Annotated in this window: 18 protein-coding genes; 10 read left to right on the top strand and 8 right to left on the bottom strand. The window is 36.2% G+C overall.

What is annotated here, in order from left to right; genetic code table 11:
* The first annotated feature begins 1 nt into the window (after position 1).
* Positions 2-943 (top strand): ion channel, encoded by a 942-nt coding sequence (locus ABIZ51_10960; GenBank protein ID MEO7089301.1) that lies wholly within the window; start codon positions 2-4, stop codon positions 941-943.
* A gap of 52 nt (positions 944-995) precedes the next feature.
* Here ABIZ51_10960 and ABIZ51_10965 read toward each other — a convergent pair whose 3' ends face one another.
* Positions 996-1466, bottom strand: coding sequence for an energy transducer TonB (locus ABIZ51_10965; GenBank protein MEO7089302.1), 471 nt, complete (start codon positions 1464-1466; stop codon positions 996-998).
* A gap of 58 nt (positions 1467-1524) precedes the next feature.
* Here ABIZ51_10965 and ABIZ51_10970 point away from each other — a divergent pair, with 58 nt between their 5' ends.
* From ABIZ51_10970 to gyrB, 3 genes are all read left to right on the top strand, one after another.
* Positions 1525-2802: a DUF2851 family protein gene (locus ABIZ51_10970; GenBank protein ID MEO7089303.1), complete on the top strand. Its 1278-nt coding sequence runs from the start codon at positions 1525-1527 to the stop codon at positions 2800-2802.
* Positions 2803-2848: 46 nt separating this feature from the next.
* The gene (locus ABIZ51_10975; GenBank protein ID MEO7089304.1) at positions 2849-3595 is read left to right on the top strand and encodes a menaquinone biosynthesis protein; all 747 of its coding nucleotides are present in this window, start codon (positions 2849-2851) and stop codon (positions 3593-3595) included.
* A gap of 135 nt (positions 3596-3730) precedes the next feature.
* A complete protein-coding gene (gyrB, locus tag ABIZ51_10980) occupies positions 3731-5695 on the top strand; it encodes a DNA topoisomerase (ATP-hydrolyzing) subunit B (protein ID MEO7089305.1) in 1965 nt (654 codons plus the stop codon).
* A gap of 238 nt (positions 5696-5933) precedes the next feature.
* On the opposite strand, the gene ABIZ51_10985 is transcribed toward gyrB, so the two are convergent.
* The 3 genes from ABIZ51_10985 to gcvT are packed head-to-tail and all read right to left on the bottom strand — an operon-like array spanning position 5934 to position 8645.
* A complete protein-coding gene (locus ABIZ51_10985; protein ID MEO7089306.1) occupies positions 5934-6794 on the bottom strand; it encodes a DUF5677 domain-containing protein in 861 nt (286 codons plus the stop codon).
* 20 nt (positions 6795-6814) lie between these two features.
* Positions 6815-7525: a 2-phosphosulfolactate phosphatase gene (locus ABIZ51_10990; GenBank protein ID MEO7089307.1), complete on the bottom strand. Its 711-nt coding sequence runs from the start codon at positions 7523-7525 to the stop codon at positions 6815-6817.
* Between the two features lie 34 nt (positions 7526-7559).
* Complete coding sequence (gcvT, locus tag ABIZ51_10995; GenBank protein ID MEO7089308.1) at positions 7560-8645, bottom strand: glycine cleavage system aminomethyltransferase GcvT; 1086 nt, start codon at positions 8643-8645, stop codon at positions 7560-7562.
* Positions 8646-8878: 233 nt separating this feature from the next.
* Between gcvT and ABIZ51_11000 the strand changes: the two genes are divergently transcribed.
* From ABIZ51_11000 to ribH, 6 genes are all read left to right on the top strand, one after another.
* The gene (locus ABIZ51_11000; GenBank protein MEO7089309.1) at positions 8879-9748 is read left to right on the top strand and encodes a sigma-70 family RNA polymerase sigma factor; all 870 of its coding nucleotides are present in this window, start codon (positions 8879-8881) and stop codon (positions 9746-9748) included.
* 166 nt (positions 9749-9914) lie between these two features.
* Entirely contained in the window at positions 9915-15134 is a 5220-nt protein-coding gene (locus tag ABIZ51_11005) for a gliding motility-associated C-terminal domain-containing protein (GenBank protein MEO7089310.1), read from the top strand.
* A gap of 575 nt (positions 15135-15709) precedes the next feature.
* Positions 15710-16696: a T9SS type A sorting domain-containing protein gene (locus ABIZ51_11010; GenBank protein MEO7089311.1), complete on the top strand. Its 987-nt coding sequence runs from the start codon at positions 15710-15712 to the stop codon at positions 16694-16696.
* A 94-nt stretch (positions 16697-16790) separates the two neighbouring features.
* Positions 16791-17300 (top strand): hypothetical protein, encoded by a 510-nt coding sequence (locus tag ABIZ51_11015; protein MEO7089312.1) that lies wholly within the window; start codon positions 16791-16793, stop codon positions 17298-17300.
* 129 nt (positions 17301-17429) lie between these two features.
* Positions 17430-18092, top strand: coding sequence for a tetratricopeptide repeat protein (locus tag ABIZ51_11020; GenBank protein MEO7089313.1), 663 nt, complete (start codon positions 17430-17432; stop codon positions 18090-18092).
* Positions 18093-18116: 24 nt separating this feature from the next.
* Positions 18117-18617: a 6,7-dimethyl-8-ribityllumazine synthase gene (gene ribH / locus ABIZ51_11025; protein MEO7089314.1), complete on the top strand. Its 501-nt coding sequence runs from the start codon at positions 18117-18119 to the stop codon at positions 18615-18617.
* A 29-nt stretch (positions 18618-18646) separates the two neighbouring features.
* Here ribH and ABIZ51_11030 read toward each other — a convergent pair whose 3' ends face one another.
* The 4 genes from ABIZ51_11030 to ABIZ51_11045 all read right to left on the bottom strand — a co-directional run bounded on the left by ABIZ51_11030 (position 18647) and on the right by ABIZ51_11045 (position 21545).
* On the bottom strand, positions 18647-19051 hold the full coding sequence (locus tag ABIZ51_11030) for a thioesterase family protein (protein MEO7089315.1): 405 nt from the start codon (positions 19049-19051) through the stop codon (positions 18647-18649).
* A 30-nt stretch (positions 19052-19081) separates the two neighbouring features.
* Positions 19082-19411 (bottom strand): YbjQ family protein, encoded by a 330-nt coding sequence (locus ABIZ51_11035; protein ID MEO7089316.1) that lies wholly within the window; start codon positions 19409-19411, stop codon positions 19082-19084.
* Positions 19412-19523: 112 nt separating this feature from the next.
* Positions 19524-20483, bottom strand: a complete 960-nt coding sequence (locus ABIZ51_11040) for a hypothetical protein (protein ID MEO7089317.1) — start codon at positions 20481-20483, stop codon at positions 19524-19526.
* Positions 20484-20489: 6 nt separating this feature from the next.
* Complete coding sequence (locus ABIZ51_11045; protein ID MEO7089318.1) at positions 20490-21545, bottom strand: tetratricopeptide repeat protein; 1056 nt, start codon at positions 21543-21545, stop codon at positions 20490-20492.
* Positions 21546-21690 lie beyond the last annotated feature (145 nt).

Raw genomic sequence — 21690 nt, forward strand, 5'->3', positions numbered from 1 at the left:
TATGTTTAATCACGAAAAGCATTCTTCATCCAAAAAAAAAGTAGCCAACGATTTAGGTTTCGGACTTAATTCGGCAATCAACGGAAAGCGTGCGCTCAATAAAGACGGCAGTTTCAATGTTGTTCGAAAAGGCGTTCCGTTTTTCCAATCGTTCGAAGTATTTCACAAATTAATTGCCATGTCCTGGCTAAAATTTAATTTTTTGGTCTTTGCTTTTTACACTTTTGCTAATTTATTTTTTGCTGTTTTGTATTGGCAAGTAGGTGTTAGTGAGCTTTCCGGAATTGACGGAACAACTGCTTTCGAAAAATTTATGAATGTTTTCTTTTTCAGTGCACAAACTCTTACTACGCTTGGTTACGGGAAAATGGCACCAATTCAAATCGAATCGAGTATGATTGCTTCTATAGAATCTATGGTTGGTTTATTGGGTTTTGCATTGGCAACAGGCTTGCTGTACGGACGTTTTTCACGACCAGTGGCAAAAATTATGTATAGCAAAAATGCACTTATTGCACCGTATAAAGATTCTACCGCATTTGAGTTTCGAATGATTAACGGACGAAGTAATCAGTTGATAGAAGTGGAAATGGAAGTGATACTTTTTATCAATAATAAGCATACGAAAACACGTGAATATTTGCTCTTGCCCTTGGAACGCGATCGGCTTAGCCTTTTTCCGATGAATTGGACAATTGTGCATCACGTGGATGAAAAAAGTCCTTTGTATGAAATTACCGAAAAAGAATTATTGGAGCGCGATGCCGAATTTATCATTCTTCTGAAAGCCTTTGACGACAGCTTTTCTCAGACTATTTATTCGCGCCATTCATACATGGCTGATGAACTTATTTGGGGACAAAAATTCGCAAATATGTTAAGCATTTCAGAAACAGGAATGCGTATTTTGCACATTGATAAATTAAATGAAACGTCCGTTTAATTCAGAAAAAAAATTTTTGAGGCACAAATAAGCGTTTGAAAAATTAATTTTTCTATTTATTATCCCTTAAAATAAATTTGATAGGTAAACTCATTTGAGTCGCTACATTTTTACCATCTTGTTTTGGAGGAATCCAATTCGGCATTTCTTTTATCACTTTTAGTGCTTCAGCATCTAACTCGAGCGCATTTGTAATTCCTCTTAAAATTTTCACTTGTGATATTGTTCCTTTATCTGAAATAACAAAGGAAACATAAATAGTGCCTTCAATTTTTTTTGTCTTTGCAGAATAAGGATAAACTGTATGCTTCTTTAAATAACTTGTCAATGAATCTTGTCCGCCTGGAAATGTTGGCATTTGTTCTACGATTATATAGGGTTTGCCTGTGTTCAATGTTTTCGGTGTGTTAGATGTGTCCATGTAGCAAACTGTGGATGGCTTATGTAATTTGTTCTGCGTGCTTTGCGCTTTTACAGATTGAAATCCAACAAAAAGAAAAAGTATCCACACAATTTTTTTCATGAAACGAAAGTTTACGTTTTAACAAATGTAGAAAAATAATTTTCTAAAAACAATTGGTATGACGGAAGAATTGCTGCACCATATTTGGAAATTTCGCTTGTTTGATACTCAAAATTTAGTGTTGGAATCAGGCGAAAAATTAGAAATTCTAAATGTCGGATCACACAATACAGATGCTGGTCCGGATTTTTTTAATGCGCGTATTAAAATTGGAAACACGCTTTGGGCGGGTAATGTGGAGCTTCATATCAATGCTTCGGATTGGTACAAACACGGTCATCAACAAAATAAAGCCTACGATAATATTGTGCTGCACGTGGTTTTTGATGCAGATGTTATTGTAAATAGAAACAGCGGAGAAGCTTTTCCTACATTGGTTTTGAAGAATAAAATAAATCCTCGTTATTTAAGTAATTACGATTATTTGAAATCCGCAAAAGTAGAAATATCTTGTGAAAAAATATTTTTTGAAACAGATATTTTTGTGTTGAATAATTGGTTGGATCGTTTGATGATAGAGCGTTTGGAACAAAAATCGGAAATGATTACGCGCTATTTAAAATTAAATCACAACGATTGGGAAGAGACATTTTACCAATTTTTGGCGCGTAATTTTGGTTTCAAAATCAATGCAGATGCGTTTGAATTACTCGCTAAATCCTTGCCAAATGCCTATTTGGCGAAACACAAAAATAATTTATTTCAGATAGAAGCTTTGTTGTTCGGTCAAGCCGGATTTTTAGAAAAAAAATTCTCGGACGATTATCCGCAGCAATTGCAAAAAGAATATTTTTTCTTGAAAAAAAAATTCCGACTCCAAAATTTAGAACCACATTTATGGAAAATGTTGCGCCTGCGTCCTGTTAATTTCCCGACTGTTCGTTTGGCACAATTCGCAAAGTTGATAAGCATTTCATCGCATTTATTTTCAAAAATAATGGAAACAGAAACGCTGGAAGAAATTGAAAAACTACTGACTGTTGAAACGAGCGACTATTGGAAAACACATTTTCATTTCGAGAAAAAATCGCGGAAGCAAACGAAAAAGCTCGGTAAAATGGCAATTGAAAATATCGTCATTAACACGCTTGTTCCTTTCTTGTTTGTGTATGGAAAACATAAAAGCGAAGAGGAATTTGTGGAGCGAGCTTTGACCTTTCTTCAAAAAACAAATCCTGAAAAAAATCACATCACGGAAACGTGGAAAAAATTGGGAATGAAAATGGAGAATGCTTTTGTATCACAGGCTTCCATTCAATTGAAAAATGATTATTGCAGCCAAAAAAAATGTTTGCAATGCGCCGTCGGAAATTATTTGTTGAAGAAAGATTCATAACTGTTTTCTGTTTTGTATTTTCGCGCTGATTTTAAGTGTGCGGAAAATGAAACTTGTAAAAATATCAGCTATTTCTTATTTGAATACGAAGCCGTTTGTGTACGGAATTGAGCATTCTGGCATTTTGAATGATTATGAAATGCAATTTGATATTCCTTCGGCTTGTGCCGAAAAATTACTGAACAATCAAGTAGATATTGGCATTGTTCCTGTGGCGATTATTCCGCTTTTAAAAGAAGCTCATATTTTGACAGATTTTTGTATTGGAGCTGTTGGCGCGGTAAATTCGGTGGTTTTGTATAGTTGCGTTCCTTTGCAGGAAATTGAAACGGTGGAATTGGATTATCAATCCAGAACTTCGGTGATGTTGACGAAAATATTAGCCAAAAATTTCTGGAAGATAAATCCGACGTGGATAAATGCTGAAAAAAATTACGAAGAAAACTTTTCTGGAAAACGTGCTGGAGTTGTTATTGGCGATCGCACTTTTGCGCTTAAAAATAAATATCCTTTTACGTATGATTTAAGCGAAGAATGGATGAAATTTACCGGATTGCCTTTTGTTTTCGCGTGTTGGGTGGCGAATAAAAAGCTTCCTGAAAAATTTATTTCTGAATTTTCTCAAGCTATCAAATACGGAATTGAACATCGAAAAGAATTAATTTTGGAGCTTCAAAAAATTAATTTTTACGCCACCGATGTAAAGCATTATTTGATGAAATCCATCAGCTACGAATTGGATGCGTCCAAGAAAAAAGCATTGGATTTATTTTTATCCTATTTGAAAAAATAATTTTCCAAACCTCCTAAATAAAATTATCAACATTTGTTAATAAAAACAAGGTTTTTAAAGCGGTTCCTTATTTTGTATTCTAAGCATTTTTAGTATATTTGTTACGCATTAAAATAAAATAAAAATATCCCCAAAATGGAAGAAATTGTGAAAGAAAATAACAATGCTGATTATTCAGCGGATAGTATTCAGGTATTAGAAGGTTTAGAGGCGGTTCGCAAGCGTCCGTCGATGTACATTGGCGATACAGGCGTAAAAGGCTTACATCATTTGGTGTACGAGGTGGTAGATAATTCCATTGACGAAGCGTTGGCAGGACATTGTAAAATCATTGATGTAACTATCAATGCGGATAATTCGATTACCGTAAAAGACGATGGTCGCGGAATTCCGACAGGATATCATGCGAAAGAAAAAAAATCGGCACTCGAAGTGGCAATGACGATTTTGCACGCAGGAGGTAAATTTGATAAAGATTCCTATAAAGTTTCAGGTGGATTGCATGGAGTGGGTGTGAGCTGCGTAAATGCGCTTTCTACACACATGAAAACAGAAGTGCATCGCGATGGAAAAATATATGTACAAGAATATTGCATAGGGAAACCGCTTTATCCTGTGAAAGAAGTTGGTGAGACCACTACCAGAGGAACGATTCAAACGTTTAAACCGGACGAAACTATTTTCACGACAACAGTTTATCATTATGATATTTTAGCGGCACGTTTGCGCGAACTTTCTTTTTTAAATAAAGGAATCCGCCTTAATCTCACCGATTTAAGAGAAAAAGATGCGGAAGGAAATGTGATTACTGAACTGTTTTATTCTCAAGAAGGTTTAAAAGAATTTGTTGCTTTTTTGGATTCGACCAGAGAAAAATTAATTGAAGATTGCATTTGCATGGAAGGCGAAAAATCCGGTATTCCGGTGGAAGTAGCGATGCAATACAATACTTCTTTTACAGAGAATTTACATACGTATGTGAACAATATCAACACACACGAAGGTGGAACGCATTTAGCAGGTTTTAGAAGAGCTTTAACACGTACGCTTAAAAATTATGCCGATAAATCGGGAATGCTTACCAAATTAAAATTTGACATCAGTGGAGACGATTTTCGCGAAGGATTAACGGCTGTTATTTCCGTGAAAGTACAAGAACCGCAATTTGAAGGACAAACAAAAACAAAACTCGGTAACAATGAAGTAATGGGCGCTGTGGATACAGCCGTGAGCGAAATGCTTGCCAATTATTTGGAAGAACATCCGAAACAAGCGCGTTTAATTGTAGATAAAGTTATTTTGGCGGCAACGGCTCGTCATGCAGCGCGTAAAGCACGCGAATTGGTACAACGTAAAAATGTACTTACTGGCGGCGGACTTCCTGGAAAATTGTCGGATTGTTCGGAACGTGATCCTGCGATGTGCGAAATATTTTTGGTAGAGGGAGATTCCGCAGGTGGAACAGCGAAACAAGGTCGTAACAGGGCTTTTCAAGCGATTCTTCCGTTGAGGGGAAAAATCCTGAACGTGGAAAAAGCGATGGAGCATCGTATTTACGACAGCGAAGAGATAAAAAATATTTTTACGGCATTGGGCGTTTTCAGAGGCACAACAGAAGATCAACGTGCTTTGAATATGGAAAAATTGCGCTACCATAAAATAATTATTATGTGCGATGCTGATGTGGATGGAAGTCATATTACGACTTTAATTTTAACTTTCTTTTTCCGACACATGAGGGAATTGGTAGAGTTCGGACATATTTATATTGCAACGCCTCCTTTGTATCTTGTTAAAAAAGGAAAAGAACAACGCTATTGCTGGACAGAAGAAGAACGCACTATGCATATCAAAGAATTAGCTGGAGGCGAAGGAAAAGAAAATACAGTAGGCGTACAACGTTACAAAGGTTTAGGAGAGATGAATGCAGAGCAATTGTGGCAAACTACTTTAAATCCTGAATTCCGTACCTTGCGTAAAGTTACCATTGAAAATGCTGCAGAAGCAGATCGTATTTTCTCTATGTTGATGGGTGATGAAGTTCCACCACGTAGAGAATTTATCGAGAAGAATGCTAAATACGCGAAGATTGACGTGTAATTTAGTTTGAAGATTTTCTGATTTATAGGATTTAAAAAAGCCGTTCGAAAAATTATTTTTTTGAACGGCTTTTTTATGGTTGAAAAATATTTCGCTTATCATGCTGACGAAGGAAGCATCTCTTTAATTATAGATTTTTCACCGCGTTCAGAATGACAAAAGAATTTTATTCGAAATCAGATGCCGTCAAAAAATATTTTTTAATGACTATCGGGAACTTTGCACCAAATAATAAATTTTAATTTTTCTTATTAGGTTGTAAAAAGTTGTCGCCAATATATTTGTAATTAAGAATTATTTGATATTTTGTCATATCATTTTTAATTTCTTTTAACTCTGGCATAATTTCAATATAGTCGTACATATGTTTAGCAAGAACCATCAGAAGTGTATCAATCGCAGAGATTACCATTTCTTTTTGCTGTTCAATGGTTTTATTCTGTTGAATTTGAATTACACTAAGTCTACTTGCGTGTGCATAGCAACATAGAAATTTATATTGTTGTCTAAAAAAAGCTTCGCTAAAACCTGCCTTCATAGCTAAATCATGCCATTTGAAATTTAAACGCCATTCTCCTTTTAGAGCTTTTTTTTGGTCATGTTGTTCAAGTAATTTGAAAATCGGATTTTCAGCAAGTTCTCTTTTTATAGTTGCAATTGCTTCTGCTTCCACTTGTTTCTTTATTTTATCTTCTTCCGTTGTTGCTGTCATATCTTTACGCTCAATATAACCAGCTAAGTCCCAACACAAAAAACGAAATTGTTTAAGAGTTTCATTATTCTCTGCAATAAATACATAGTTTAACGCTAAATATGTTTCAAGCGCAGCTCTAGTTAAAACAAATATCGAAGAATAGTCTAATTTGGGTGCAAATAAAATTTCACCATAGCTAAATTGATAACCATTAAGTAAATTCCTTACACTCAATATATGATTAATTATCTTTTGACCAAGTCCTTCTGAGTAATATATCGGAGAATTTTCGGGAAATTGTTTTCCTTTCATTCTATTACCTATTTCAATAGCTGTTTTTATAAGCAAATCTAATTTAGCTGTTGCTATAGTAAATTCAAAATGTATTTCTGAATAATTATCCATTTTAAGCTAAAAATAATTTTTCAAAGCTTTACCAAAACGCCATTTTGTAAAATCGGAATTAAATTTGTTTTATCAAAAGCCAAACAATATTTTATATCTTTTTTGAGATGTAAAGCAGCCAAACGCTGGCGGTGAGAAGAGTTTCTTAAATATTTATGCGGATTTATTTTTGCCGTTTGATACATGTATTTCGATGCTAAAGCGGCATCATCCAAAAAAGGAAAATTTTCGTGTTTCGATAATTCTTCCGCCACAGCGCCCGCAAACAAAGTATCTTCCAAATTAAAACGATTTTTCCAACCCGAACACAAAAGCAACACACTTTTATTTTCTTTTTTCAAAAAATCGCACAAAATGGTAAAATTTAAAAAAGAACCAACGACCACTTTATCCGCATTTTTTGCCGCTTCAATGGCTTGTGTTCCGTTGGTGGTAGTCAAAACGATAGATTTTCCTTTAATGCGCTCCGTCATATAATCGAACGGAGAATTTCCGAAATCAAATCCTTCCACTTTAATCGCATCGCGTTCGGCACCAGCTAAAAAGCCTTTTTGTTTGTAATCCAAGGCTTCTTCAACTGTTGCAACAGGAATAATTTTTTCGGCACCATGATGAAAAGCCGTGCAAATAGCCGAAGTGGCGCGCAACACATCAATAATTACAACGATACTTTCTTTGCGTTCGTAAACGGGATACAAGCTGGGCGAAAAGCAAACTTCTACTTTATTCATCGTGCTTGTTTTTTATTTTTTGACGAGCGTTTTTCTAATTATTTTTCAAAAAAGGAATTTTACAAACCTTTGCCTTGATGGCTTTATCGCGGATTTTAATAAATATCTCCGAATCGGGTTTTGAAAAATTAATTTTTACGTAGCCCATTCCGATGCCTTTATTTAATGATGGCGATTGCGTTCCTGAAGTAACTTTTCCGATTACATTTCCTTCCATATCTGTAATTTCATAATCATGGCGCGGAATTCCACGTTCTATCATTTCGAAACCAATTAATTTTTTGGTAACACCTTTTTCTTTCTGTTCTAAAAATATTTTTTTATTGGTGAAGTCTTTTGTGAATTTCGTAATCCATCCCAAACCTGCTTCTATTGGCGATGTTGTATCGTCAATATCGTTTCCGTACAAACAAAAACCCATTTCCAAACGTAACGTATCTCGCGCGCCCAAACCGATTGGTTTGATGCCAAATTCCTTTCCAGCTTCAAAAATCGCATTCCACATTTTATCCGCTACTTCATTTTCAAAATAAATTTCGAAACCACCAGCGCCTGTGTAGCCTGTATTCGAAATCAGTACGTTTTCAATACCGTTAAATTTTCCTTTTTTAAAAGTATAATAAGGCATTTCCGACAAATTAATATCCGTTAATTTTTGCAATGCAGGTAAGGCTTTCGGACCTTGTACCGCCAACAAAGAAGTTTTGTCGGAAATATTATGCATTTCTACATTCTTCGTATTGTGTTTCGAAATCCAATTCCAATCCTTCTCAATATTAGAAGCATTTACCACCAACATATATGTTTTTTCATCAATGCGATACACCAACAAATCATCTACAATTCCGCCTTTATCGTTTGGCAGGCAAGAATATTGCACTTTTCCATCTGCTAACACCGCCGCATCGTTAGAAGTAACGCGTTGAATTAAATCCAATGCATTTTCACCTTTCAAAATAAATTCGCCCATGTGCGACACATCAAATACTCCAACAGAACTGCGAACTGTAAGATGTTCGTCATTCAAACCGGAATAAGATACAGGCATATTGTATCCTGCAAAAGGAACCATTTTAGCACCCAAAGAAATGTGTTTATTTCCCAGTGCTACATTTTTTATTTCAGTGGCAGTTGTTTCCATTTTATTTTTTTTCTTTTTATGAAAATTCGTATTGATTCTTTTATTCGTAACCGTTACAAATGTATTTATTTTTTAATGAAAATAGTTTCGATATCAACTCCAAGTTCAATTTTTGAACAGTCGAAACATTTCGGATTGTTTTTTCGTACACCCATATAAGTTTCAGAAATAAAAAAAGAACTCTATACGACAAAAATTACAAAACCTAATCTATGCGCCAGTTAAAGATTTCCAAGCAGGTTACTAACCGTGAAACTGCTTCATTGGATAAGTATTTGCAAGAAATAGGACGCTTGAGTCTTATCTCGGCAGACGAAGAAGTTGTACTTGCCAGAAAAATAAAGGAAGGCGACCATGCCGCACTCGAGAAATTGACAAAAGCAAATTTGCGTTTTGTGGTTTCGGTTTCCAAACAATATCAAAACCAAGGACTGAGTTTACCGGATTTGATTAATGAAGGAAATTTGGGTTTAATAAAAGCGGCGCAACGTTTCGACGAAACAAGAGGATTCAAATTTATTTCCTACGCCGTTTGGTGGATTCGACAATCTATTTTACAGGCTTTGGCAGAACAATCGCGAATTGTGCGTTTGCCATTAAATAAAATTGGCTCGCTTAATAAAATAAATAAAGCTTTTGCGAAATTAGAGCAGGAGTTTGAGCGCGAACCTACACACGAAGAAATCGGGAACTTATTGGAATTAAGCGAATTGGAGGTAAAGGAATCTGTCAAAAATGCAGGCAGACATGTTTCCATGGATGCGCCGTTGAGTATGAGCGACGACAACGATAATACGATGTACGATGTATTGCGAAGTGATGAAAGTCCAAGTCCCGAATTCGCCTTAATGAACGAATCCTTGAGACGCGAAATTGAGCGAGCTTTAACCACACTAACAGGACGTGAAGCCGATGTAATTCGTTTGTATTTTGGCTTAAACGGCGAACATGCTTTAACGCTCGAAGAAATTGGCGAACGCTTTGATTTAACTCGAGAACGCGTACGACAAATAAAAGAAAAAGGCATCCGAAGATTAAAGCACACTTCGCGCAGCAAAATTTTAAAAACATATCTGGGATAAAATCGGAATGTGTTTGAAATGTGTGCGTTGTTTCCTTCTTTCGTATTCTGATATCAAAAGGGTCTTTGAAAAATTATTTTTTCAAAGACAAATAAATGCTTTGATTTTAAGTAGTATCCAGCTCATAGAAGTGATCATTGAATAAACAATTATTAAAAATTTAGGAATGAAAAAAAAATTACTCGCAAAAAGTGTAACATTACTTTTAGTTGCAACTCTGTTAAGCCCAAACATATTTGCACAAAACTCCGGAACAAATTGGTTAATCCATTACAACTATTCAAAAGACAGAGTTTTTTTGGAGAATAAAGGGCAGTTTTCAAATGAAGGAAATGGGAATTCGGCTATTAAATATGGGTTTGACGACGGTCAATCAAAAATTTATTTTACGGATAAAGGCATTCTGTACCGCTTCGATAAAAAGGAGGATACACCTCAAAATAATGAAGCAGGGGACAAGGATGAGCATAAAATAACCGTTAAAACAGACATTGTTTCTGCTATTTGGGAAGGCGCTAACAGCAATGTGCAAATCATAGGTGAATCTCCAAGGTCTGATTACTTTAGCTATAGCATTAATAATAATGGAATCTTACGAAATATCAATCACATTGCAGCATTCCAAAAAATAATTTATAAAAACCTTTATCCTAACATTGATGTAGAATATATTTTTCATCCTGATGAAGGAATTGAATATTCCTTGATTTTGCATCCAGGTGCAGATATTAATCAAGTAAAATTAAAATATTCGGATGGACATCGAGTACGTTTGGTAGATGGAGATACTCATATAACTACCTCATTTGGCGACATTATAGATCACGCACCTCTTGCATTTTATTCAGACAACCATTCCAATATTATATCCTCTCGTTTCGTAAAAAATTCGAATACCATTTTTTTTGGCTTAGTAAATTATGATACTTCAAAAGAAGTAACAATTGACCCTTGGACCATTGCTCCAGCATTTTCGAATAGTAATAAAGTTTGGAATACACAGGTTGATGCTGCAGGAAATGTATATTTATATGGAGGTGATAGTCCTTTGGCTTTAAAGAAGTACAGTGCTGCAGGATTACTTCAATGGACTTACAATACACCTTGGGATTCAGCTAATTATTGGATGGGTACGATGATTACCGATTTAGCTGGAAACTCTTATGTTACTTCTGGTTCTAACGGTGAGATTTCAAAGATAACTACTGGAGGAGCTTTGGTTTGGCACAATAATCCTAATGGACTTTTCGGACCACTTTTCGAATATTGGCATTTGGCCTTTAATTGCGATCAAACTCAGTTAGTAGTTGGCGGAATGAAAACTCCGAGTGCGTTTTCAATCAATGGCTATCGAGGCGCCATTATGACTATTAATCTCGCCAATGGAAGTATAACGAATACGATTATTGTTGGCGGCTTTTCTGGATTAGCTACAATTCATGAAGTCAGAGCTATTTGCCCTTCCTCCAATGGTAATTTTTATTTTATGACCTTAGATTCTATCGGATCGGTAACTCCCGCTCTAACATTAAACTATAAATCCATTAATGGGTATAATTTTTCTTATGGTAGTCCAAGTTACACCGTTAAAGGCAACTTGGGTTTAAATGCGATGAAGACAAACGGAAATTTCATCTATACACAAAATGGAAAAACTGTTGACAAACGTAATATAAGTAATGGAGCTATCATAGCAAGTTCTCCTATTCCAGGTGGAATTTCATCCTCCTTTTTTGGAGCAAGTTCTCCGGGTAACAGTGGATTAGATATAGACAGTTGCGGCAATGTATATGTTGGCTCTGGCAATCAAGTAGTACAATATGATGCCAATTTGAATCAGCTTTCCACTGCTGCTACACCTTCTGCTGTATATGATGTTGCCGTTAATAAAAACGGAGAGGTAATTGCTTGTGGAAATGGGTTTGCAACCTCATTGGCAATGGCAAATTGCCATCCGATAAAATCGATTTGTGTGATATGTGTTCCTCCAACAATAAACATCACGGCTTTGCCAACTACCATTTGCGCGGGAAGTAATACTGTTCTAACAGCAAGCGGTGGAACAACTTATAGTTGGAGCACAGGCGCGACCACTAATCCAATAACATTAAATCCGGCAACTACCACTACTTATACCGTAACAGGCACTACAGGTGGATGTTCTGGAACTGCTACGGTAACTGTTATCGTAAATCCATTACCAACAGTTGCAGTTAATTCACCAACTATTTGTGCAGGAACTTCAGCAACCTTAACAGGAACAGGTGCTACGACATACAGTTGGAGTACAGGTGCTACGACGAATCCGATAACTGTAAATCCAGCAAGTGCAACTTCTTATACGGTAACCGGCACTACAGGTGGTTGTTCAGGAACAGCAGTAGCGACAGTAACAGTAGTTCCAAGTTTAGGAATAACGATTAATCCATCACCAGTAACAATTTGTGCAGGTACGAATACGACATTGACAGCAAGCGGTGGAACAACTTATAGTTGGAGTACAGGCGCGACCACTAATCCAATAACATTAAATCCGGCAAGTACGACTACTTATACAGTAACAGGCACAACAGGTGGATGTACAGGAACGTCAACGGTAACTGTAACCGTAAATCCATTACCAACAGTATCGGTTAATTCACCAACAATTTGTGCAGGTACGAATACGACGCTGACAGCAAGTGGAGGAACAACTTACAGTTGGAGCACAGGCGCAACAACAAATCCAATAACAGTGAATCCGGCAGCAACGACAACTTATACCGTAACAGGAACTACTGGTGGCTGTTCAGGAACTGCCGTAGCAACGGTAACCGTAAACCCATTACCAGTAGTAACGGTTAACTCACCAACAATTTGTGCAGGTACGAATACGACGCTGACAGCAAGTGGTGGAACAACTTACAGTTGGAGTACAGGTGCTACAACGAATCCAATAACCGTAAATCCTGCAAGTACGACAACTTATACCGTAACAGGAACAAAGACAGGATGTACAGGTAGTATAACAGCCACAGTAACAGTAGATCCGGCAATCGTTTTAAATCCATCATCTACTCCAGCTACATGTGGAGGCAGCAATGGCAGTGTGGGTGTAGCAGCTTCGGGTGGTATAGGCACTTATACTTATTCTTGGAACCCTGGAGGAGCGGGTACAGCAAGTGTAGCGAATTTGAGTTCTGGATCTTATACCGTAACGGTAACGGATGCCAGCGGTTGTACACAAACAGCAATAGCCAATATAACAAATACAGGAGGTATTACATCTGTAACAAATAGTGCAACACCTGCAACGTGTGGTAAAAATAATGGAAAAGATACGATAACGAGTATAACAGGTGGTACATCGCCTTATACTTATTCTTGGTCAGGAGGACAAACTACCTCTGGTATATCGGGTCAAGCAGCAGGTACATACAACGTAACGGTAACAGATGCAAACGGTTGTAAGTACCCAACTTCTGTAATAATACCTGGTACACCTGCTGTTTCAATTACAATGGGTGTAGCAACGAATGTTAGTTGTAATGGAGGTAATAATGGAAAAGATTCAATAATTGTTTCAGGTGGTACAGGATCTTATACGTATTCTTGGAATACAATTCCTCCACAATCAAGCGCTACAGCGACTGGTTTAGCAATGGGGAATTATACTGTAACCGTAACAGATGCGAGTGGATGTTCGGCAACAGGAACCATCAACATTACTCAACCAACTAAATTAGATACATCAACAAGCTATGTTAACGAATTGTGTAACGGCGGCAATAATGGAACTGCAACTGTTAATGTAACAGGAGGCACAGGAGCTTATACGTATGTTTGGACACCAAACGTTAGTAGTACAGGAACTGCCACGGCATTATCAGCAGGAGCTTATTCCTTAACGGTGAAGGATGCCAACGGATGTAGTATTAGTAAATCATTTACAATTACTCAACCGAGTGCGATTGTTTTAAACACATCTTCAACACCGGCTACCTGCGGTTTGTCAAATGGAACAACTACTGTAAATAGCAATGGCGGAACAGGATCATACACCTATTCATGGAATTCTATTCCTGCTCAAACTACACAAACTGCAACTGGTTTAAATGTTGGTACGTATACTGCAACAGTAACAGATGCCAATGGTTGCACACAGACAGCCTCGGCAACAGTGAGTGTTGGACTTGTTACGATTAATATAAACCCTTCACCTGTAAGTATTTGTTTGGGAGATAGTACACTCTTAACTGCAAGCGGAGCAAGTACTTATAGTTGGAGCCCAGCTACGGGATTGAGTTCATCAACTGTCTCAAATCCAACAGCTAAACCAATATCTACAACCACTTATACAGTAACTGGAACTTCCGGAATATGTACTGCTTCTGCAAGTGTTGTAGTAACAGTAAATTTACTTCCTGTAATAACGGTAAATCCCTCTCCTGCTAATATTTGCCAAGGAAGTAGCACCATTTTAACAGCAAATGGAGCTGTTACGTATGCCTGGATTCCGAATACAGGACTCAGTAGCACAACAGGCTCTTCTGTAACAGCAAGTCCAGCTTCTACAATCACTTATACCGTAACAGGAACCAATGCTGCGGGTTGTTCCAACAACATTACTGTGAAGGTAATTGTAAATCCGAAACCAATTATAGACAGTTTAAGTGCGATTGTGTCACCGCCTTTGTGTAAAGGCATGAAAGGCAGCATTTCTGGTATTGTTGTAACTGGTGGAACCAGCCCATATACTTATTTATGGACACCTACTGGACAAAACACCGTAAATGCAACAGGATTAGCCGCCGGAAGTTACACTTTAACGGTAACCGATGCATCTGGATGTACAGCTAATTCAGGACCGTATATCCTTACAAACAGTTCCGTAACAGCTTCGTTTATTGCTAACCCTGATTCAGGAATTGCTCCTTTGCAAGTAAATTTCACCAATACAAGTACTGGCGCAAATAGTTATGAATGGTATTTAGGCAATGGAGATACGACCAACGCAACTAATCCGAATACGACATATCAAAATACTGGCGCGTACAATGTGGAATTAATTGCAACAAATGCCAATGGTTGCAAAGATACCGCCTATGGTAAAATAGATGTATATGGTCAATCTATATTGATTATCCCAAATGTGTTTTCTCCTAATGGTGATGGTAAAAATGACCTGTTTACTGTGAAATCCTCCGGAATAGTCGCACTTCATGGAGAAATATTTGACAGATGGGGCATTAAATTATATTCATGGGATGGCTCAAGTGGAGGTTGGAATGGTGTTAATACAAGCGGAGTAGAAGTTCCTGCTGGTACTTATTATTATCTTATTACTGCCACTGGAGTGGATGGTAAGAAATATGTTGAAAAAGGATATTTGACACTTTTAAGATAATTGTATTTAAAGCTTTTAAAATCACACAATGAAATGTTAAGCAGATACTTTCATTTCTAAGTAAATCACTTAGAGATGAAAGTATTTCATTTACAGTTCTTAACTACCTACTCACAGCTCATACTGCCTCACTCACAGTTCTTAGTGTCATACTAACAGTTCTTAGTGTCATGCTCACAGTTCTTAGTGGTATACTCACAGCTCTTAGCGCCTAACTAACAGTTCTTAGTGTCATGCTCACAGCTCTTAGTGCCTCACTCACAGCTCTTAGTGTCATGCTAACAGCTCTTAGTGTCATGCTCACAGCTCTTAGTGCCTCACTCACAGTTCTTAGTGTCATACTAACAGCTCTATAATAGGCAAGTTCTCTTTAAAATGATTAAAATTGAAAAGGAAGAATTGAACAGGCAGAAAATCGCTATCCACTACTTGATACAACAAATGCAAGAGCAGCTTTTTCCTTCTTCTTTGGAAAGAAATCAGCTAAGGTTTAAAATGAACATCATAAAAATCATATCTTTGATACTCATTTACCACTTATGAGAAAAATTATTTTTCTTGCTTTTTATTTTTGTGTGTTTTCCTTTTCAGTGAAAACAAAAGCGCAAAACCTTGTGCCTAATTACAGTTTTGAAGACACGATACAATGTAGTCCAAATGGTCAATTTACAGGTTATGTGAAGAATTGGACAGGACAAGGGGGCGGGGGGGGACTCGAATATTTTACTTCACAATGCTCAGATTATTACTTTGGAGTTCCTACAAATGATGTTGGACATCAAAATGCACATACTGGAGTGTCGTATGCGGGTATTTATACGTATGTAGATTCCCTATATTATCCCACAGATCCTAATAACAGAGATTATATACAGGATAGCTTAATAAGCTCACTAATAGCTGGAACTAAGTATTATCTTACTTTTTACGTAAGTTTAACAGATACTATGGCATACGCTTGCAATAATATGGGGGCGTATTTTTCTGATTCGGCTTTAGTGTTTAACAATACAACAAATGGAAGGGTAAAACCCTACCTGCATCCGCAGGTAATAAATGATGTTGTACATAACCCTTTGACTGATAAAGTAAACTGGATGAAGGTAAGCGGCAGTTTTGTGGCAGCAGGGGGGGAACAATACATTGTGATTGGTAATTTTGTGGACGATGCTCATGTAGATACCGTTTTTGTCGGTCCAAAAAATTCGTTGTATTCATTAACAGCTTACTATTACATAGATGATGTAATAGTAAGCACGGATAGCACATACTCAGATAGCTTGTTTACAGGAGTAAATGAAATAAAGCCTGTTAAGGCAAATGTAAAAGTATATCCAAACCCAGCAACTAATTTATTGAATGTAGCAGTGGATATGCAACAAATTAAATCAGGTAGTATTTGTTTGTATAACACAACCGGACAAAGAGTAGAATGCGAAGATTTATCTGGTAATATTACAAGCATTTCAACTAATAAATTATCAGCAGGTTTATATTATTATAGAATAACAGATAGCTATGGCAATTTAGTAAAAGCAGATAAGGTTGTTATAACGCACTAAATTAATTGACAATAGAGAATGGCATCTAATTGCGAAAGAGATTTTAGCAAAGCGAAAGCAAAGTTTTTATAATTTTGTAGGAAATAACAAAAAGATGGCTGATAAAAACAATTTTTTCGATCCCGAAAATTACAATACCATTCATGTTTCAGTAGGCGCTGATGATACCCACGCTCCTAATAAAAAGAGTAATGACATTGCTGCCAAGCTCTTGCACTTATTGAGTGATCCGGAGCAGAAAGAATTTCGGCACGAAACACTTTTACTCTTGAAGAAAAATCCAAATGCTTTGGATATCCTAATGGAAGCCATCAAAAATAAGGAGATAAAAAAGAATAAGCAGTATCTGATTTCTGCCGTTTGGGAAGCCGGAATTGATGGTAGCAAATACCTTTCTGATTTTGTAAACATTGCAATTGAACATCCTTTTTTGGAAGCCATGGAAGCTCTTACCGTTATTGAGGATATGTGTGGAAAGATGGATCAAAAGGAAATAGCAGAGAACATTAAAAAAATGGAAGTTGCCATTTCTAAAACAAGCGAAAAAGAAAGGTTTTTTTTACTCCAAACAACCTGCGATAAATTAAAGGATTTCAGTGCCTGAAAAAATAATTTTTTCATTAATCTTCCTACAATTGGTTTTCAGGTATAAGTCGAGGAGAATTCGTTTCTCAAAAGAAAATTCTTCCTGTTTACAAAAAAAACTTATTTTTGCGGGTCTAAAATAAAAACAATGAGTAACGAAAACGAAAAAACGGGAATAGATATCGAAGAAGCTTATGGTAGAATGGAGCTTTTCTTTGAAGAGTATAAAAACAATATTTTATTGATTGCCGGTGCGATAGTTATTGTAGTAGGAGGCTTTTTGGCTTGGAAATACTATTACATTCCCGGACAAGAAGCGAAAGCGCAAAAAGATATGTTTGTAGCAGAAAGTTATTTCGATAAAGACTCTACTAAACAAGCCATCGAATTATTCGGAGCTGTGGTAGATCAATACAGTTCAACGCCTTCCGGAAATTTATCAGAGTATTATTTAGGACTTTCATATTACAAACAAGGTGATTATGAAAATGCCATTAAGCATTTGAAAAATTTTAGTTCGAATGATGAAATGTTAGCACCTATTTCCGTTGGTGTTATTGGTGATGCAGAAATGCAACTCGGAAAAACAGACGAAGCGATACCGTATTATTTGAAAGCAGCAGAGAAAAATAAAAACGATTTTTCATCGCCTATTTACTTGCAAAAAGCAGCAATGGCTTACGAATCTCAAGGAAAATACGAGGATGCGTTAAAATTGTATCAACAGATAAAATCGGATTACGGAAAAACGTCGCAAGGCAGAGATGCTGATAAATACATCGCGCGCGTGCAAACGTTACTCAATAAATAATGCCTTCGAAAAAATAATTTTTCAATGGCATCATCGCTTAAAAACTTATCCGACCAAGGCTCTATTTCTCTTCCTTTAGCAGGAAAAATTTGTATTGGAATTGTGGTGTCTGAATGGCATGCAAGCATTACGGATAAGCTATTGGATGGCGCGGTAAAAACGCTTCTGAAAAATAAAATTTCTCAAAAAAACATTTTCATAACGCATGTTCCAGGAGCTTTTGAGTTAGCACTTGGCGCACAATTTCTTGCTGAATACCATAAAAAAGCAGATGCCTTTATTTGTTTAGGATGTGTAATACAAGGCGATACCAAGCATTTTGATTTTATTTGTGATGCTTCCGCGAAAGCAATTTCCGACTTGAATTTAAAATACAATAAACCGTTTGTTTTTGGGGTACTCACCACCAATAATTTGCAACAAGCCGTAGATAGGAGCGGAGGGAAGCACGGCAACAAAGGCGATGAAGCTGCCATGGCAGCTTTAAAAATGATTGCGCTTAAAAAAGGACTGTTAAAAAAATAATTTTTCGAGACCGAAAATAAAGTTCTCTTTTACAGAAAAGGCTGTAGTTTTTCCAATACCCAATTGGGTGCTGCACAAGGTTTGTTGGTGCTTCTTTCCATAAAAACCAAGGTCGTCTCGCCTTTGTTGAGTAATTCTTTTTTCTCATTGTACATTTCGTATTCAAATACAATGCGTGCTTGTGGCATTTTTTTTACCATTGTGCGAATGGTCAATAAATCATCAAAAAAAGCAGGCTTAAAATACTTGATGCTGAAGCTGAAAACTGGAAGCATAATTCCTTTTTGTTCCATTTCTTTGTAGTTCAAACCCAAGCTGCGCAAAGCTTCTACACGCCCAACTTCGTAGAAATACGCGTAATTTCCGTAATATACATACGTCATACAATCCGTATCGGCGTAGCGTACTCTTACTTGAGTTTCCGAACTATACATGGTTGTTTAACACGAATTGAACGTTGAAAATTATTTTTTTTCTACAGTAACTGCTGTTCCGTATGCAAGTACTTCCGTAATTCCTGGACCAATTTCATTGGCGTCGTAGCGCATACAAATAATGGCGTTGGCATTCATTTCGTCTGCGTGTTGCAACATTAATTCGAAGGCATCTTCTCGCGCTTTTTCGCATAAACTCGCATAAAGCGAAATATTACCACCTACCAAAGATTGGAAACTGGCACCAATATTAGCAAATACATTTCGAGAGCGAACGGTAATACCGCGTACAATTCCCATTGTTTTTACGATTTTAAAACCTTCTAATTCAAGTGCTGTAGTAACATTTTTTTTGTCCATTTGTTTGTTTTTTTAAGATGAATAAAAAGTTCTAATTAATGCCTTCGAAAAATTATTTTTTCAAAGCTCTTTTTTGGGAAGCAAATCGTAAAGTAAACATCTTTTCTGAACATTACCTATTACAATTAGATTTTAAAATCTCTGCATCTGCTTGTTGAACTCCTAATTCTTTTGCTTTATACAAATCTTCGCATCCTTTATCTTTTTGTCCTATACGAACTTGAATTTCTCCTCTAAACAAATAAGCTGGACCAAAATTTGAATCGTTTTCAATTACTTTTAATAAATCTAACATTGCTTTATTGTAGTTTTGAAAAGAAGTTTCTAATAATCCTCGGTTAAAATAGGAAAATGTATCCTGCTTATTTAATTCGATCGCCTTTGAATAATCTATTATGGCACTTGCATAATTATGCATATAGCCTTTTACTATACCTCGATACCTAAAATAAACATAGGATTTTGGGCTTAAGCGAATTATTGCATCTAAATCTTCAATGGCACCTTGATAATCATGCAGCTCTCTCCTCATAATAAACCGTTGTTTAAGAGTTCTAATATTTGTTGTATCTAAGTTAACGGCAATTGTTTCGTCTTTCAATGCACCTATCGAATCGTGCATATAATTCCATTTATAAAATGATCTGTAATAATAGCCTAAAATTAATTTAGGATTTAATTTTAGAGCCATATTAAAATCAGACAAAACACCTGCTGTATCATTTAACAGTGTTCTTGTAATTGCACGCACACAATAAGCTCCTGTATAATTTGGATCGGCTTTGATGGCTGAATTGAGATATTCAATGGCTTTTGAATTCTGATTACGGCTAAGAGCAGTGACTGCCGTATCATAATATTCTTGAGAGAGATTAGTAGATTTACTTTGTACTAATTTTAATAAATCATTATATAAACCTTTACTTGTAAAACCATTTCCATTAGTTATTGTCTGAGTATTTGTCGAACTCGAATCTTGTTTTGTTATTTTGTTTTTATCTTTTGTGCTGCTTGGGCCACAGGAAATAATAAAAACAAACAAAAAGATTAATACAAAGTATAATTTTTTCATTAAAAATTATTTACAACCTGCTGCGTAATCCGTCGCATCATCGTCTCCGAGTGCTGCGGATTTTTTATAATCGGCGCAAGCCGCTGGTTTTTCATCCAATTGATCTTCGATAGAAGCGCGTTTAAAATAAGCTGTTCCGTCTTGCGGTTTTAAGCGAATTACTTGACTGTAATCGTACAAAGCAGAATTGACTTGATTCATAGCTTCGCAGCATTGTGCGCGCGCCAAATAAGCATCAGCAGACATTGAATTGACTTGAATCGCTGCCGAAAAATCATTAAAAGCATCTTTGTATTTTTCTTTTTTGAAAAGAATTTTTCCGTGTATAAAAAGCACATTAAAATTAGTCGAATCTATTTTTTTTGCTTGCGATAAATCAACTAATGCGCTGTCGTACTCATTCATTTCCATCAAGGTCTGACCTCTTTTTGCGAGGAAATTAGCGGAATCAGGACTCAAAGCAACTGCTAAATTAAAATCAGCTAAAGCTTCCGGAAATTGGTGCAATTGAAATTGAGAAAGTCCAGCTTTGTAATATTTTACTCCAGAAGTCCAACAAAAATCATCGTTGTATAAATCATTTGCTTTTGTATTTCCGGCTTTCGCAGAAAGACGTAAATCGATACAAGCTCCGTCTTTGTCTTTGTTTGCTTTTTTAATCAAAGCGCGCTCGTAATAAGCATCTGCGTAAGCAGGATCAATATTTATTGCCATCGAAAAATCTTTCGCCGCATTGTCTTTTTGCTCCAATTTAGTATACGCTACACCTCTGTCGTAATACGGAATTGCCATATCGTGATTTACTTTTACCACTTGCGATGGATCCAATAAAGCTTTTTGATAATCAGATAAAGCATTGTAGGCTTGTAACTTTTTCACGTAAGCGTTTGCGGTATTTTCGTTGGCAGAAATAATCGGAGTTAAATCACTAATAGCACCCGCAAAATCAGAAGCAGCAATTTTTGTTTCCGCTCCTTTCATCACATCCGCATTGCTTTGCGCGAAAATAGAACTTGTCATTAAACAAAAAATAACGCAGGAAGTAAGTAGAGGTTTATTCATTTTATTTTTTTTATTTTCGTTTTTAGATAGAAAAACAAATTTATGATTTTTTTTAAACTTTCTTAAAAAAACAGCTTTGAAAAATTATTTTTTCGAAACCTTAAAAATAAATTTGTTTTATTAATCTAACTTTATACTTTTGTAA

Source organism: Bacteroidia bacterium, assembly GCA_039924845.1.
Lineage (GTDB): Bacteria > Bacteroidota > Bacteroidia > DATLTG01 > DATLTG01 > DATLTG01.

Coding starts and splice junctions, on each gene's coding strand:
- ABIZ51_10960 (MEO7089301.1), top strand. CDS start 2: ATGTTTAATCACGAAAAGCATTCTTCATCCAAAAAAAAAGTAGCCAAC.
- ABIZ51_10965 (MEO7089302.1), bottom strand. CDS start 1,466: ATGAAAAAAATTGTGTGGATACTTTTTCTTTTTGTTGGATTTCAATCT.
- ABIZ51_10970 (MEO7089303.1), top strand. CDS start 1,525: ATGACGGAAGAATTGCTGCACCATATTTGGAAATTTCGCTTGTTTGAT.
- ABIZ51_10975 (MEO7089304.1), top strand. CDS start 2,849: ATGAAACTTGTAAAAATATCAGCTATTTCTTATTTGAATACGAAGCCG.
- gyrB (MEO7089305.1), top strand. CDS start 3,731: ATGGAAGAAATTGTGAAAGAAAATAACAATGCTGATTATTCAGCGGAT.
- ABIZ51_10985 (MEO7089306.1), bottom strand. CDS start 6,794: ATGGATAATTATTCAGAAATACATTTTGAATTTACTATAGCAACAGCT.
- ABIZ51_10990 (MEO7089307.1), bottom strand. CDS start 7,525: ATGAATAAAGTAGAAGTTTGCTTTTCGCCCAGCTTGTATCCCGTTTAC.
- ABIZ51_11000 (MEO7089309.1), top strand. CDS start 8,879: ATGCGCCAGTTAAAGATTTCCAAGCAGGTTACTAACCGTGAAACTGCT.
- ABIZ51_11005 (MEO7089310.1), top strand. CDS start 9,915: ATGAAAAAAAAATTACTCGCAAAAAGTGTAACATTACTTTTAGTTGCA.
- ABIZ51_11015 (MEO7089312.1), top strand. CDS start 16,791: ATGGCTGATAAAAACAATTTTTTCGATCCCGAAAATTACAATACCATT.
- ABIZ51_11020 (MEO7089313.1), top strand. CDS start 17,430: ATGAGTAACGAAAACGAAAAAACGGGAATAGATATCGAAGAAGCTTAT.
- ribH (MEO7089314.1), top strand. CDS start 18,117: ATGGCATCATCGCTTAAAAACTTATCCGACCAAGGCTCTATTTCTCTT.
- ABIZ51_11030 (MEO7089315.1), bottom strand. CDS start 19,051: ATGTATAGTTCGGAAACTCAAGTAAGAGTACGCTACGCCGATACGGAT.
- ABIZ51_11035 (MEO7089316.1), bottom strand. CDS start 19,411: ATGGACAAAAAAAATGTTACTACAGCACTTGAATTAGAAGGTTTTAAA.
- ABIZ51_11040 (MEO7089317.1), bottom strand. CDS start 20,483: ATGAAAAAATTATACTTTGTATTAATCTTTTTGTTTGTTTTTATTATT.
- ABIZ51_11045 (MEO7089318.1), bottom strand. CDS start 21,545: ATGAATAAACCTCTACTTACTTCCTGCGTTATTTTTTGTTTAATGACA.